The organism is Enterobacter cloacae complex sp. P12RS, assembly GCF_014895875.1.
In the GTDB taxonomy this organism is placed as follows: Bacteria; Pseudomonadota; Gammaproteobacteria; order Enterobacterales; family Enterobacteriaceae; genus Enterobacter; species Enterobacter bugandensis.
This window is the reverse complement of the sequence record NZ_JADBQO010000015.1, coordinates 164,465-178,596: the sequence shown is the minus strand read 5'-3', so window position 1 is coordinate 178,596 and position 14,132 is coordinate 164,465. Positions and strand designations below refer to the sequence as shown.

General features: G+C 55.4%; 11 protein-coding genes. 3 read left to right on the top strand and 8 right to left on the bottom strand.

Annotated features, from left to right (window positions below; translation table 11 throughout):
- Positions 1-7: 7 nt before the first annotated feature.
- From mglA to IM284_RS11350, 6 genes are all read right to left on the bottom strand, one after another.
- Entirely contained in the window at positions 8-1,528 is a 1,521-nt protein-coding gene (gene mglA, locus IM284_RS11375; protein WP_028013859.1) for a galactose/methyl galactoside ABC transporter ATP-binding protein MglA, read from the bottom strand.
- 79 nt (positions 1,529-1,607) lie between these two features.
- Complete coding sequence (gene mglB, locus IM284_RS11370; protein WP_014884564.1) at positions 1,608-2,606, bottom strand: galactose/glucose ABC transporter substrate-binding protein MglB; 999 nt, start codon at positions 2,604-2,606, stop codon at positions 1,608-1,610.
- A gap of 294 nt (positions 2,607-2,900) precedes the next feature.
- Positions 2,901-3,923, bottom strand: coding sequence for an HTH-type transcriptional regulator GalS (galS, locus tag IM284_RS11365; protein ID WP_047367960.1), 1,023 nt, complete (start codon positions 3,921-3,923; stop codon positions 2,901-2,903).
- Between the two features lie 155 nt (positions 3,924-4,078).
- Positions 4,079-5,236, bottom strand: a complete 1,158-nt coding sequence (yeiB, locus tag IM284_RS11360) for a DUF418 domain-containing protein YeiB (RefSeq protein WP_047367961.1) — start codon at positions 5,234-5,236, stop codon at positions 4,079-4,081.
- Between the two features lie 18 nt (positions 5,237-5,254).
- The gene (folE, locus tag IM284_RS11355) at positions 5,255-5,923 is read right to left on the bottom strand and encodes a GTP cyclohydrolase I FolE (RefSeq protein ID WP_023330924.1); all 669 of its coding nucleotides are present in this window, start codon (positions 5,921-5,923) and stop codon (positions 5,255-5,257) included.
- Positions 5,924-6,025: 102 nt separating this feature from the next.
- Positions 6,026-7,174, bottom strand: coding sequence for a YbfB/YjiJ family MFS transporter (locus tag IM284_RS11350; protein ID WP_047367962.1), 1,149 nt, complete (start codon positions 7,172-7,174; stop codon positions 6,026-6,028).
- Positions 7,175-7,312: 138 nt separating this feature from the next.
- On the opposite strand from IM284_RS11350, the gene fghA reads away from it, so the two are divergent.
- Both fghA and IM284_RS11340 read left to right on the top strand, forming a co-directional pair.
- Positions 7,313-8,140, top strand: coding sequence for an S-formylglutathione hydrolase (gene fghA, locus IM284_RS11345; protein WP_047367963.1), 828 nt, complete (start codon positions 7,313-7,315; stop codon positions 8,138-8,140).
- A 268-nt stretch (positions 8,141-8,408) separates the two neighbouring features.
- Positions 8,409-10,394 (top strand): ligand-gated channel protein, encoded by a 1,986-nt coding sequence (locus tag IM284_RS11340; RefSeq protein ID WP_047367964.1) that lies wholly within the window; start codon positions 8,409-8,411, stop codon positions 10,392-10,394.
- A 54-nt stretch (positions 10,395-10,448) separates the two neighbouring features.
- Here IM284_RS11340 and IM284_RS11335 read toward each other — a convergent pair whose 3' ends face one another.
- Positions 10,449-11,918, bottom strand: coding sequence for an amino acid permease (locus IM284_RS11335; RefSeq protein WP_028013865.1), 1,470 nt, complete (start codon positions 11,916-11,918; stop codon positions 10,449-10,451).
- Between the two features lie 158 nt (positions 11,919-12,076).
- A complete protein-coding gene (gene yieE, locus IM284_RS11330) occupies positions 12,077-12,943 on the bottom strand; it encodes a DNA-binding transcriptional regulator YeiE (RefSeq protein WP_045629869.1) in 867 nt (288 codons plus the stop codon).
- Positions 12,944-13,040: 97 nt separating this feature from the next.
- Here yieE and IM284_RS11325 point away from each other — a divergent pair, with 97 nt between their 5' ends.
- Positions 13,041-14,087, top strand: coding sequence for a YeiH family protein (locus IM284_RS11325; RefSeq protein WP_028013867.1), 1,047 nt, complete (start codon positions 13,041-13,043; stop codon positions 14,085-14,087).
- The last annotated feature ends 45 nt before the right edge of the window (positions 14,088-14,132 follow it).

Sequence of the window (14,132 nt, the reverse complement as noted above, 5' to 3'; positions counted from 1 at the left end):
CCTGATCTTAAAGGTGCAAAGACGCAAGACGCAAAATTTCGTTTTGCGTTGTCGTTTTGGTGTCAACAATACCGGCAACGAGACCATTGCTCATAACCAGAATACGGTCCGTGATCCCTAACAGTTCCGGCATTTCGGAAGAAATAATAATGATCCCTTTATTCTTTTTCGCCAGCTCGGCAATCAGCTGATAAATTTCAAACTTCGCGCCGACGTCAATACCGCGGGTCGGTTCATCCAGCATCAGAATTTCTGGCTGGGTTAATAACCAACGGCCAATAATAACTTTTTGCTGGTTACCACCGGAAAGCGAACCAATTTGGGTACGGTGGCCTGGCGTTTTCACGCGCATGGAGTCAATTACCCACTGGGTATCGCTCTTCATGCGGGAGTTATCCAGCAGCCCGACTTTGTTTTTGTAATTGCGAATATTAGAGATTAACGAGTTAAAGTTAATATCCAGATAAGCATAAATACCGGTCGAACGACGTTCTTCCGTCACCAGCGCAAAACCGTTATTAATGGCTTCGTTGGCATTATGGTTGTTAATTTTCTTCCCGTGCAGCGTGATGGTGCCGTCGGCCTTCTCGCGGATGCCAAACAGGGTTTCCACGATGTCGGTACGCTTTGCCCCTACCAGGCCAGCAATGCCAAGAATTTCGCCTTTGTGAAGGTCGAAAGAAACATCGCGGATGGACGGCTGGCGCAGCGAGGTCAGATTGCGCACTTCCAGGATTACTTCACCTGGCTTGTTCTCTTTGTCCGGGAAGCGCTGGTTCAGGGAACGGCCGACCATCATGGCGATGATCTTGTCCATGTCCAGCCCTTCAAGCGGCTGCGTGGCAATCCACTGGCCGTCGCGCAGGATGGTAATTTCATCGCACAGCTGGAAGATCTCTTCCATTTTGTGCGAGATGTACACAATGCCGCAGCCGCGTTCTTTCAGCTTACGAATAATGGTAAAAAGGTGATTAACCTCTTTTTCCGTTAATGACGAGGTGGGTTCATCCATGATGACGATTTTCGCATCATAGGAGAACGCTTTGGCAATTTCGATCATCTGCATCTGGGAAACGGATAATGTCCCTACGCGGGCGCGCGGATCGATATCAATATCCAGCTCATCGAAAATCGCTTTGGTGTCGCGATACATTTTATCCTGATCGACAAACACACCTTTAGTTGGGTAACGTCCCAACCACATGTTATCCATTACCGAGCGTTGCAGTACCAGGTTTAATTCCTGGTGAACCATCGAGATACCGTTTTCCAGCGCTTCTTTCGCTGAATGGAAATCGATCTCTTTCCCCTGAAAAAGAATGCTGCCAGAATCTTTTTGATAGATCCCAAAAAGACATTTTAATAACGTTGATTTACCCGCACCGTTCTCCCCCATTAATGCATGAATAGAGTGAGGACGGACTTTTAAATTAACATTATCAAGTGCCTTAACACCGGGGAAGGACTTGTTGACGCCTGTCATTTCCAACAAGTATTCACCGGACGACTGAGTAGTTGTGCTGACCATAATTATACCTTGTTGGCCTCGCATATCGCGTTATAAAAGGGCGCAACGAATTGCGCCCAGTGAAGACAAAACAAAGATCTTATTTACCGATAAACTCAGCCAGGTTGGACTGGTCTACGCCCACGTAAGGCACGCGAACGATTTTGTTATCAATTTTCCAGCTGGTGCCATCCGCCGCGCCTTTACCGTCGGCGAGGTTTTTCGCCAGATCGAAGGTCGCTTTCGCCTGGTTGTTGGCATCGTTCAGAACGGTACCGGCCATCGCGCCAGATTTAACCAGCGCCAGCGCTTCCGGCAGGGCATCCACGCCAAATACCGGGATGGACGATTTATTGTGGGCTTTCAGCGCTTCAACCGCACCCATTGCCATCGCATCGTTGTTGGCAATGACCACTTCGATTTTGTTCGCGTTCGGGCCAGACAGCCACGCGTCCATCTTATCTTTCGCCTGAGCGGTGTCCCACATCGCGGTATCTAACGCCAACTGCTGGGTTTTCAGGCCTTTGTCGTTCAGCTCTTTGATAACATAGGTGGTACGCGCTTCAGCATCCGGGTGGCCAGGTTCGCCTTTCAGCAGCACGAACTGGATCTGACCGTCTTTGTTCAGGTCCCAGTTCGGGTTCGCCGCCCAGTGCTTCGCGATCAGATCGCCCTGAATAATGCCGGACTCTTTAGAGTCAGTACCGACGTAATACGCTTTGTCATAGCTGTCCAGCGCTTTACGGGAAGGTTCTTTGTTGAAGAAGACGATTGGCACGTTCTGGCCGCGCGCTTTCTCAATAACCGTGCCTGCTGCAGCCGGGTCAACCAGGTTGATCGCCAGGGCCTTAACGCCTTTAGCCAGCAGAACGTCGATCTGATCGTTCTGTTTGGACTGGTCGTTCTGGGAGTCATTCATCAGCAGCTGTACGTCTGGCGCTGCTTTCGCATCTTTCTCAATTGCTTTACGCACAACAGACATGAAGTTGTCGTCGTATTTATAGATGGTCACACCAATACGGGTATCCGCAGCGTGCGCTGCTGCACCAAAAAGCATGCTTGCCATTACAGCAGACAGGGTCAACACCTTCTTATTCATGGTATCTCCGGTTTTTTTATGCAGGGTAGTTCTTGTGAATAACGATCGGCAGGCAGGTGTTAATAAAACGTTACTGACAGCCGACGTTCACTTATAAAATTTCTATCTTCCGTGGTCGGTAACGCTCCAGAAATGCGTTTTATTCGTTGTTTGCGGCACATTGGCTATGGTGAAAGCGAATAATCACCGTTACATAGCGTTTCAGCCCCTAAAACGCTGACATCATAGTCAGCGCCTTGTTAAGATACTGTGAATTTACTCACAGATTGAAAACGGTTACATCACCTGGTGTAATCAGTTAGTGATCGGAACCACAATTTGCCGGGCGGCGACGGAATGACGACGCACCAGCGTCGGCATGAAGCAGTGAGTTGCCCCTGGATCCAGCAGCCCAGCCGCTCCCTGTAGCGCCAGCTCGGTCGCCAGTTTTGCCATAGAAGCAATGGGATAGCGCACCGTAGTCAACTGCGGGTCGGTGTAACGGGCAATCGGAATATCATCGAAACCAATCAATGACAAATGCTGTGGCACCGCAATGCCGTTATCCTTCAGCGCAGTCAGCGCGCCTGCCGCCATGCTGTCGTTATAGGTAAACACCGCAGAAAGCTGCAGATTACGGCCCAGCAGTTCCACCATTGCCGCCTCACCGCCCTGCATATCCGGCGTGCCGGTGCCAATCCAGCTTTCTGATGGCGTAATACCGTGCTCTTTCAGGGCGTTTTGCCACCCCTCACGCCGCAGCTCGTCATCTTCAATGTGATGGCTGGAGGCCAGATAGCCGATCCGCTGATGGCCGTTATTGATGAGCATTTTGGTGGCCATCATGGCGCCGCTGACGTTATCCAGCCCGACACAGCGGTGGGCATAGCCCGGGACGATGCGGTTGATCAACACCATGCCCGGGATCTGCTCCATAAACCCGACCAGCTCTTCATCGCTTAAGGCTTTTGAGTGAACAATCAGGGCGTTGCAGCGCTGGCGGATCAGCACTTCAATGGCATAACGCTCCTTTTCCGCCTCGTGATAGCTGTTGCCAATCAGCACGTATTTCTGATGCTGCTGGGCGACCACATCGACCGCTTTCACCAGCGCACCGAAAAAGGCGTCCGAGACATCCATTACCACCACGCCGATGGTATCGCTGACCTGTGTTGCCAGCGCCTGGGCGTTGGCATTTGGCCGGTACCCGAGCTGGGTCACGGCTTTCATTACGGTTTCACGGGTTTCAGGGCTGACCAGCGCGCTGTTGTTCAGCACGCGGGAGACGGTAGCCACAGAAACGCCCGCCAGACGGGCGACGTCACGAATGGTGATCATATTCACCATCCTTCAAAGAATTGCAGCAACTCACAGACACCCCCTGTGTTTAGCAAGGTGGCTATTTTGGCAGCGAGAGAAAGGGGACTACGTGAAGAAGCTCACACTCATGAAAACGCTTACATCCGTTTTGTTAATGATTGTGATCCAGATCGTTATCTGGATGTATTACTCAATGATACCCCCGAAGCATGTGCGGTTAACTGACGCCACACCCACTCCAGCGGTCCCTGGCGGAAATAACGCAACCAGATGACAGAAAACGCCAGGTTTACTATCCAGACCGGAATAACAAACGCCAGTAGTCCGAGGCGGTCGAATTTCATAAACAGGCCAAAGCGATAGAAAAGCGTGGTGCAGATCAGCGTCTGCAGGAGGTAATTACTTAACGCCATCCGCCCAACGCAGGCTACGGCGCTGACGATCCACAGGCGAGAAAGCTGCGGCCAGAAACCATAGATCAGCGCCGCATAGCCGATGGTCTGGAACGGCGAGCTCAATTCACGCGGCGCCTGCAGCAGGAACGCGCACCAGCGGTAATCCCAGTGAAGGTGCCACTGCGCCATCACCGCCGGAAGGTTAATCAGCACGCCCAGCAGGACCAGCCCCGCGCCGGTGCGGCGGTAGTGACGCAGGCTGAATTCCCCTTTCAGCCAGCCGGTGCGCATCAGTGACGCGCCCATCAGCATCATGCCCGCCAGCTGCCAGCCGTATTGCGCCCCCAGGGCAAGCAGATTGTCGCCCAGCATATCCGCACGGTTGCTTATCGCTTCCGTACCGCCCTTCAGCTTCCAGTACTGCTCGTACTGGAGGTTAGCGGCGTCCGGGATCCAGGAACGGTTTGTCGCGTCACCGGAGATCAGCCCCAGCAAAAGCAGGACGCCGAGTCCCATGAGATAGAGCATCACGCCGGTGTTAAACAGGCTTTTCACGCTGTGCGCGTCGCGAATCAGCCGCCAGCAGATTAGCCCGACTAACCCATAAGCGAGAAGAATATCACCATCCCAGAAGAACAGGCCGTGGATAAAGCCGAGAATTGCCAGCAGCGTTAAGCGCGACTGGATCCAGCGCGTGCCGCGTTTGAGCAGAAGCTGCAGGCCCGCGCCAAACAGCAGCGCAAACAGCGTGAGGAATTTAACCTGAGCAAACAGGTCGAGGATCGCCCACGTCCAGGCATCGCTTCGGGTGATGTCGCCGTACCAGGCGGGATTGAGGTAAGCGGCCTTCGGCAGACCGAAGGCGCTGATATTCAGCAGCAGGATACCCAGAATGGCGACGCCGCGAACAAAATCGAGCGTGACGTTTCGCTCCATGGTCCCTGCCCTGTCTGATTAGTTGTGGTGACGCACGGCGCGCAGGAACTCCTGGCGGGTGTTCTGGCTCGATTTAAACAGGCCGCCCAGCGAGGTGGTGGTGGTCGCACTGGTCGCATCACGCACGCCGCGCGCTTTCACGCAGTAGTGCACCGCATCAATAGAGACCGCCACGTTATTGGTACCCAGCAGCGTTTGCAGCGCGATCAGGATCTGCTGCGTCAGACGCTCCTGAACCTGCGGACGCTGCGCGAAGAACTGCACAATACGGTTGATCTTCGACAGGCCAATCACCGTGTCTTTCGGGATATACGCCACGGTCGCTTTACCGTCGATGGTCACGAAATGGTGCTCGCAGGTGCTGGTCAGCGTAATATCTCGTACCGTCACCATCTCATCCACCTTCATCTTGTTTTCGATGACGGTAATTTTCGGGAAGTTGGCGTAATCCAGTCCGGAGAAAATTTCGTCAACGTACATTTTCGCGATACGCTTGGGCGTCTCCATCAGGCTGTCATCGCTCAGATCGAGATTCAGCAGTTGCATGATCTCGGTCATATGCCCGGAAATCAGACTTTTACGGGTTTCATTGTCCATATCCTGAACGGGCGGACGCAGTGGCGTTTCAAGACCGCGCGCGAGCAGGGCTTCGTGGACCAGGGCAGCTTCTTTACTGAGTGATGACATTTTGTTCTCCTGCAGGTGTGGCGTCTTTCGCCCTCGTTGTGGCAAAAGTATGCGCTCATTGTGCGTGAGGCGACGCACATAATCCAGTATTCACGACGATAATTATTGCAATTGCTGTTGCCTTTCAGCGTGGCGATTCCAGACCAGGGCACCCGCGACAAACAGCGCAACGCCAGCCAGCCCCAGCGCAGGCTCCAGCCGGTGGGTTAGCCAGGTTGATAACGCCGAGGTTACCGGCCCCACCAATTGCCCGATGGCATACCCGGTGGTGAGCAGCCCCGCCATATAGCGCGTGTGGTGTGGCGCCAGCTCGCGGCCGTATAAAAGAGAGAGCTGCACCGCGCAGAGGAACCCGCCTCCCACCAGCAGCCCGCCCGTCAGCAAGCCGCCAATGCCCGGCAGCAGCCAGGCCGCCAGCACGCCCGCGCCCTGTAACCACAGCACGATAGCCAGCCTGCGGTTAGCCGTTGAGGTGTGGCGCAAAAGAATGCTGAGCGCAATCCCCACCACGGCCGCGGCACCAAAAATCGGCCAGACAAACTGGGCAAACAGGCTGCCGGGAAAACGCACCGCCGCCATTTGCGAAAGGAAGGTCGCCGGAAGGATATAGCCAAATCCCGCCAGGCTGTAGCTCCAGACCAGGCGCTTGAGATCCGTCGTCAGCAACAGCGGCTCTGGCGCGCTGCCGGGTCGATGAAGCTGTCCGGAACGCGGCAGATAGCGCGCCACCAGCGCGACCAATACCAACGCCAGCACGCCGTAGATTTGCCACGCCGCACCGGCCGAAAGGGATTTCGCCTGAATATAGACCGCGAGCAGGCCGCTCAGGGCGATGCCCGCGCCAGGACCGGCAAACACGGCAGCGCTGAGCCCCGGTTTACCCAACTGCCCCAGCCGCTCGTTGCTCCAGGCGGCAATCAGCACCATTGACCAGCCGCTCATGCAGCCAATCACAAAGCGCAGCAGGCCGTGCACAACCGCGTTATCCGCGGCGGCGGAGAGCAGGGTCAGCGCAACCGCACCGGTGATGCCAAGCCAGAGTCGCGTTTCAACAAAGTGGTGCGCCCGCATGGCATCCCACGCGCCCACCAGATAGCCCAGATAATTCATCGCCGCCACCAGACCTGCGCTGGTGAGCGTGAGTTGCCCGGCGGCAATCATCAGCGGCACCTGAGGCGTAAAGGCGAAGCGCCCTATCCCCATCGCCACCACCAGAACGACAAACCCACTAAGCGCAATACGCAGCGCCATGACAGCTCCAATTGTTAAAGAAAAGTAAATTTATGATGCAGCATCTCGCCGCTCCGCGAAAGTGAAAGTTGCTCACAGGTAAATGAAAACGCTGTATTATGGCTCTAATGAATAGCTATTCTCATTAAGGATCCCTGCATGGAACTGCTCGAAGAGCACCGTTGTTTTGAAGGTCGACAGCAGCGCTGGCGGCACGACTCCACCACGCTGAACTGCGCCATGACGTTTAGCATTTTCCTGCCGCCGACGGAAAACCCGCCGGTTCTGTTCTGGCTTTCAGGCCTGACGTGTAATGACGAAAACTTCACTACCAAAGCGGGCGCGCAGCGTATTGCGGCCGAGCTGGGCATTGCGCTGGTGATGCCCGACACCAGCCCGCGCGGCGATGATGTGGCGGACGATGCCGGGTACGACCTGGGCAAAGGTGCCGGATTTTATCTCAACGCCACCGAGCAGCCGTGGGCGAGCCATTACCGCATGTATGACTACATTCGCGACGAGCTGCCTGCGCTGATTAAGGCCGAATTTACGGTGCGCGACCGCTGCGCCATCAGCGGGCACTCCATGGGCGGGCACGGGGCGTTAATCATGGCGCTGAAAAACCCGGGGAAATACACCAGCGTCTCTGCGTTCGCGCCGATTGTGAACCCAACGCAGGTGCCGTGGGGACAAAAAGCTTTCACAAACTATCTGGGTCAAGATGAAGAGAAATGGCAGGAATGGGACAGCTGCGCGCTGATGCTGGCAAGCCGGACGGAAGATGCGATTCCGATGCTTATCGACCAGGGTGATGCGGATCAGTTTCTCGCCGGACAGTTACAGCCTGCGGTTCTGGCTGAAGCGGCGCGCCAGAAGGACTGGCCGCTGACGCTGCGCATTCAGGCGGGATACGATCACAGCTATTACTTTATGGCGTCCTTTATTGAAGATCATCTCCGCTTCCATGCGGAACATCTGTTCAGGTAAGTTCAGCCTTTTTGCCCGGTAGCCTCCTGCATACCGGGCCTTTCCCCTCCCCCTCATTTACATAGTTCTATCCGCTTGAATCCAGGCTGGTTTCCTTTCACCCTCCTCAAACACAAATGATTTCAATTATCATTTGTGTTTACAATTCTTCATTCTTTTGTACAATTCCAGGCTCTTCTCCATCTTAAAGAGTTCTTAAAAGACAAAAACATACAGTTCTCAGGGTTATCCCGATGGAGTTTTATTCATTTTTATACGGAATGTACAAATGACAATACCCCGCATTAAGCTCCTGGCCGTCGCCGTTGGCGCTGCCACATTCACCCCTCTCGTTCACGCAGCCGATCAGGACACCGTTGTCGTCACCGCGACGGGATTTGAACAAAAGATCCAGAATGCCCCCGCCTCCATCTCTGTTATTTCGAAACAGCAGATTGAAGATAAAGCCTACCGTGATGTTACCGATGCCCTGAGAGACGTCCCGGGCGTGGTCGTCACCGGCGGCGGGAGTAGCAGTGATATCAGCATTCGCGGCATGGCATCTCAGTACACCTTGTTCCTCGTGAACGGCAAACGCGTCAGTACGCGAAGCACCCGCCCAAACAGCGACAACTCGGGTATTGAACAAGGCTGGCTGCCGCCGCTGGAGTCCATTGAGCGCATTGAGGTTATCCGCGGCCCGATGTCCTCACTTTACGGCTCCGATGCGATGGGTGGCGTCATCAACGTCATTACCAAAAAAGTCTCAAACACTAAAGCCTGGACCGGTTCGTTGCACGGCGATGCAACCTTCCAGGAAAACCATGATTCCGGCGATATCTTCCAGACCAACGCCTACGCTTCTGGTCCCCTGATTGACGGTCTGCTTGGCGCAAAAGTGACGGGGCTGTTGTCACGCCGCGCCGAAGATAAAATCGTGAACGGGTATAACGAGCAGAAAATGCGTAACGGTGGCATTACCCTGAACTTCACCCCGGATGAGAAGAACGATTTCGATCTTGATTTTGCTCGCGAGCTTCAGGACAGAAACAGCACGCCAGGGATGTCGAAAGCGGCTGAAACCTGCCGGGGAACGACCTGTAAGCCAAATACTAAAAGCGACTCACGCTATGAGCACACAACTTACTCCTTAACCCACAGCGGGTATTACGACGACTTCAATACCACCAGCTATATCCAGCAGGAAGAGACCAATAATCCAGGTCGCAAAATGCGCTCGTATAACACCACCTTCAACAACCAGAACCAGATTTTCCTCGGCGATCATACGTTGACCCTCGGCGGGCAGTATCGGTATGAGAAACTGCGCGACAAGGGCAATCAGCTGGAAGCTGCGGACGGCCTGAACAAACTGACGCGCTGGAGCTGGGCCCTGTTTGCCGAAGATGAATGGTCAATGACGGAAAGCTTTACATTGACCGGCGGCCTGCGTATGGACAAAGACCAAAACTACGGGACGAACTGGACGCCGCGCGGTTACGGCGTATGGCACCTGGCCGATCACTGGACGTTGAAAGGCGGGGTTTCGGCTGGCTATCGTGCGCCGGATCTGCGTCAGTCGTCTGCCAGCTGGGGCCAGGTAACGGGTGGCGGCCGTCTTGACGGTATCATCGTCGGCAACCCGGATCTGAAACCAGAGAAGAGCCTGAGCGAAGAGCTCGCCCTGCTCTGGGATAACAACGATAACCTGAATGCCGGCGTGACGCTGTTTAATACCGACTTCAAGGACAAGATTACGGAAGTTCGCCGCTGTAACAGCAGCGCCGATCCCGCCTGTACGATTGGCGATCACAGCTATGATTTCGTGAGCGACCGCGTTAACGTGGACAAAGCCAACATGCGCGGCGTGGAGTCCTCCTTCGGCTGGAAAATCTCGCGCGATGTAAACTGGACCGCAAACTATACCTATACCGAATCTGAGCAGAAGAGCGGTCAGTTCTCAGGCAAGCCGCTGAACAAGATGCCGAAGCACATGTTCAACACCACCCTGGACTGGCAGGCGACGCCCGACGTAGGTTTCTGGAGCCGTCTGAACCTTCGCGGTAAAACGTCTGAGTACCTGAGCCGCACGTCAATGTCCCAGGGCACACCGTCCTACACTCAGGTTGATGTCGGTCTGCGCTACAACGCGAACAAAAACCTGCTGGTTACCGCCGGTGTGTATAACGTGCTGGATAAGCAGATTGACTACGACACGTATGACACCGTGCTGGACGGGCGTCGCTATACGGTTGGCATGACCTACAGCTTCTGATCTGCCCATAAAAAAGCCCGCTCGGCTGAGCGGGCTGAAAGAGAGGAAGCGCGGTTATTGTTTAAATCGTTCCGGGAAATCCATTTCACTGTAGCGAACGAAGCGGGTTCCTTTCGTCAGTTTGTAGCCAAACCAGATGATCAGGAACAGCGGAATACCAATGTAGGTCGCCGTGACGGCACCCCAGTCAATGGTGTCCGCAAGGAAGGCCTCATAGTTCTGACCCAGAGTAATGATCAGGCACAGAACGAAGGCGAAAATCGGCCCCAGCGGGAAGAACCCTGAACGGTACGGCAGGTTATTCAGGTCATGACCCTGCATGACGTAGCCGCGACGGAAACGGTAGTGGCTGATGGCAATGCCCAGCCAGGCGATAAAGCCCGTCATCCCGGAGGTGTTAAGCAGCCACAGGTACACCGTCTGGTTGCCGAACATGGAGGTCAGGAAGCACAGGCCAGCAATCACCGTGGTGGCATACAGCGCGTTGCGCGGTACGCCGCCGCGGGACAGTTTCGAGAAAATGCGCGGCGCTTTGCCGTCGCAGGCCAGGGTATAAAGCATACGGGTGGAGGCGTACATGCCGGAGTTACCCGCCGACAGCACCGCCGTCAGGATCACCGCATTCATTACCGCCGCCGCTGAGAGCAGGCCCGCGTGCTGGAAGACCAGGGTGAACGGGCTGACGCTGATGTCTTTCACGTCGTTACGCAGCAGGCTTGGATCGGTATACGGAATGATCAGGCTGATAATCAAAATAGCGAACACGTAGAACAGCAGGATACGCCAGAACACCTGACGCACCGCGCGCGGAATGTTCTTTTCCGGGTTTTCGGATTCACCGGCCGCGATACCAATCAGCTCCGTTCCCTGGAAGGAGAAGCCGACAATCATCGCCACGCCAATCATCGCCGAGAAGCCCCCGGCAAACGGCGCGTCGCCGATGGTCCAGTTACTCCAGCCCGCAGGTTCAGCCCCTTTGAAAATACCCACGATCATCGCCACGCCGACGACGATAAAGATGATGACGGTTGCTACTTTGATCAAAGAGAACCAGTATTCCGCTTCGCCAAAGCCGCGCACGGAGATGTAGTTCAGCAGGAAGATGACGGCGAGGAACAGGGCGCTCCAGATCCAGCCCGGCGTGTCCGGGAACCACCAGGTCATCACCAGCTGCGCGGCGACGAGGTCCACGGCGATGGTGACGGCCCAGTTGTACCAGTAGTTCCAGCCCAGCGCGAAGCCGAAGCCTTCCTCAACGTATTTTTGTCCGTAGGTCGAAAACGAACCTGACACCGGCATGTATGCCGCCAGTTCGCCCAGGCTGGTCATCAGGAAATAAACCATCAGGCCAATCAGGATATAAGAGAATAATGCCCCACCCGGGCCGGCTGCCGAAATCGTTGCGCCAGAGGCAACGAAAAGACCTGTACCGATTGAGCCGCCAATGGCGATCATCGTCAGGTGACGCGCCTTGAGTTCACGACGTAGCGTGGGCGCTTCTGTGGTTTTAGTTTCTGAAACCATGTGAAAATGCTGTCCATTTAATAAATGAGGCGCGATTGTAGCAGACGATCTGCGTTCCTTCCGGCAGAAATACCCTGTTATAAGAGAGCTTCATGACGCGTCCAGGATTATAAGTAACGCATTATTTTTCCCTCTCCCCTTTGGGGTGAGGGGCGCTTTTACATCTCGCAGTAGCGCAGAAAACGCTGCAGCGAACTGGACAGGTGTTTCTGACGATGGTGGATGCACCACAGCGTGCGCACCAGTTTTGGCAGCGGAACGGGGATTTCCACCAGCGATCCGGTCTCCAGCTGTTCGGCAATCACCCGCCGGGAAAGACAGCTGATGCCCAGGCCATGACGCACCGCGTGCTTAATCGCCTCTGAGTTTCCCAGCTCCATTCCCAGCTGGAAATGCGGCAGATGCGACAGCAGCAGGTAGTCGACAATCTCACGCGTGCCGGAACCCTGCTCGCGGAGGATCCACTGCGCCTGCGCCAGCCGCTCCAGCGTCACCTCACCCTGCAATAACGACGAGGCCGGAGACGCAAACACTACCAGCTCATCCTCCAGCCAGGGCTCGGCAATGATATCGACGTTGTGGCAAGGACCTTCGATAAGTCCGATATCCACGCGGAAATCAATCACCGCGTTGATCACGTCCTGGCTGTTACCCACGCTCATCTCCAGCGGCAGGGTCGGGAAATCCCGGCGGTAGCGGGCAATCACTTCCGGCAGGATGTAGTTGCCGATGGTGCTGCTGGCAAATACGCGGATCGCGCCGTTGTCCTCGCGGAACAGCTGCTCGATTTCAATAGCCTGCTCCAGCAGCGCCAGCGCGCGCGGGTAAAGCAGGCGGCCATGTTCGTTGACCACCAGTCGCTTCCCTACCCTGTCAAACAGCTGGACGCCCAGCTGGCCTTCGAGATCGGTCAACGCCGCGCTGACGGCAGACTGCGAGAGCGCCAGCATTTGTGACGCCTGGGTCGTCGAGCCGCTTTTCAGCACCTCGGCAAACACTTCCAGCTGACGCAATGTAATGTGCATGGTTGCTTACCACTTATAAAGATTGATTATAAATATATAATCAATTTTATTTTTAAGCCAGCTCGCCGTAACCTTTAGCCAGACAAAGGAGAAGGTTATGTCAGAAATCACCTTACAACATCATCGTACAGTGTGGCACTTCGTGCCCGGCCTTGCGCTCAGCGCCGTCGTCACCGGCGTGGCCTTATGGGGCGGCAGTATTCCGGCAGTGGCCGGTGCAGGGTTCAGCGCGTTAACGCTGGCCATTTTGCTCGGCATGGTGGTCGGGAACACCGTTTACCCCCACATCTGGAAATCCTGCGACGGCGGCGTGATTTTCGCCAAGCAGCATTTATTACGTCTCGGGATTATCCTTTACGGCTTCCGTCTCACCTTTTCGCAGATTGCGGACGTGGGCGTCAGCGGGATTGCCATTGACGTCCTGACGCTGACCAGCACCTTTTTACTGGCGTGCTTTATCGGTCAGAAAGTGTTTGGCCTGGATAAGCAAACCAGCTGGTTAATCGGCGCAGGCAGCAGCATCTGCGGCGCGGCGGCAGTGCTGGCAACAGAACCCGTCGTTAAAGCCGAAGCCAGTAAAGTGACGGTGGCGGTCGCGACGGTGGTTATCTTCGGTACGCTGGCGATCTTCCTGTATCCGGCCATGTACCCGCTGGTGGCTCACTGGTTTAGCCCGGAAACCTACGGCATCTATATTGGCTCAACCATGCACGAAGTGGCGCAGGTGGTGGCGGCAGGTCACGCCATTAACCCGGAAGCGGAAAACGCGGCGGTCATTGCCAAAATGCTGCGCGTGATGATGCTGGCCCCGTTCCTGATTTTCCTCGCGGCCCGTGTTAAACAGCTGGCACCGGCTGGCGGCAGCGAGAAGAGCAAAATCACCATTCCGTGGTTTGCGATCCTGTTCATCGTGGTCGCTATCTTTAACTCCTTCCACCTGCTGCCAAAAGCGGTAGTGGAGATGCTGGTGACGCTGGATACGGTGCTGCTGGCGATGGCGATGGCGGCGCTGGGGGTGACGACGCACGTCAGCGCGCTGAAAAAAGCCGGTGCGAAGCCGCTGCTGATGGCGCTGGTGCTCTTCATCTGGCTGATTGTCGGCGGCGGTGCGATTAACCTCGCCGTGCACAGCCTGATGGCATAAACCATCTCGTCCTTCTCCTGTTAACCCGCTATCATAAGCGTTTCG

Bases quoted from the DNA above. Each gene is read 5' to 3' on its own strand.
- mglA (WP_028013859.1), bottom strand. From the start codon at position 1,528: ATGGTCAGCACAACTACTCAGTCGTCCGGTGAATACTTGTTGGAAATG.
- mglB (WP_014884564.1), bottom strand. From the start codon at position 2,606: ATGAATAAGAAGGTGTTGACCCTGTCTGCTGTAATGGCAAGCATGCTT.
- galS (WP_047367960.1), bottom strand. From the start codon at position 3,923: ATGATCACCATTCGTGACGTCGCCCGTCTGGCGGGCGTTTCTGTGGCT.
- yeiB (WP_047367961.1), bottom strand. From the start codon at position 5,236: ATGGAGCGAAACGTCACGCTCGATTTTGTTCGCGGCGTCGCCATTCTG.
- folE (WP_023330924.1), bottom strand. From the start codon at position 5,923: ATGTCATCACTCAGTAAAGAAGCTGCCCTGGTCCACGAAGCCCTGCTC.
- IM284_RS11350 (WP_047367962.1), bottom strand. From the start codon at position 7,174: ATGGCGCTGCGTATTGCGCTTAGTGGGTTTGTCGTTCTGGTGGTGGCG.
- fghA (WP_047367963.1), top strand. From the start codon at position 7,313: ATGGAACTGCTCGAAGAGCACCGTTGTTTTGAAGGTCGACAGCAGCGC.
- IM284_RS11340 (WP_047367964.1), top strand. From the start codon at position 8,409: ATGACAATACCCCGCATTAAGCTCCTGGCCGTCGCCGTTGGCGCTGCC.
- IM284_RS11335 (WP_028013865.1), bottom strand. From the start codon at position 11,918: ATGGTTTCAGAAACTAAAACCACAGAAGCGCCCACGCTACGTCGTGAA.
- yieE (WP_045629869.1), bottom strand. From the start codon at position 12,943: ATGCACATTACATTGCGTCAGCTGGAAGTGTTTGCCGAGGTGCTGAAA.
- IM284_RS11325 (WP_028013867.1), top strand. From the start codon at position 13,041: ATGTCAGAAATCACCTTACAACATCATCGTACAGTGTGGCACTTCGTG.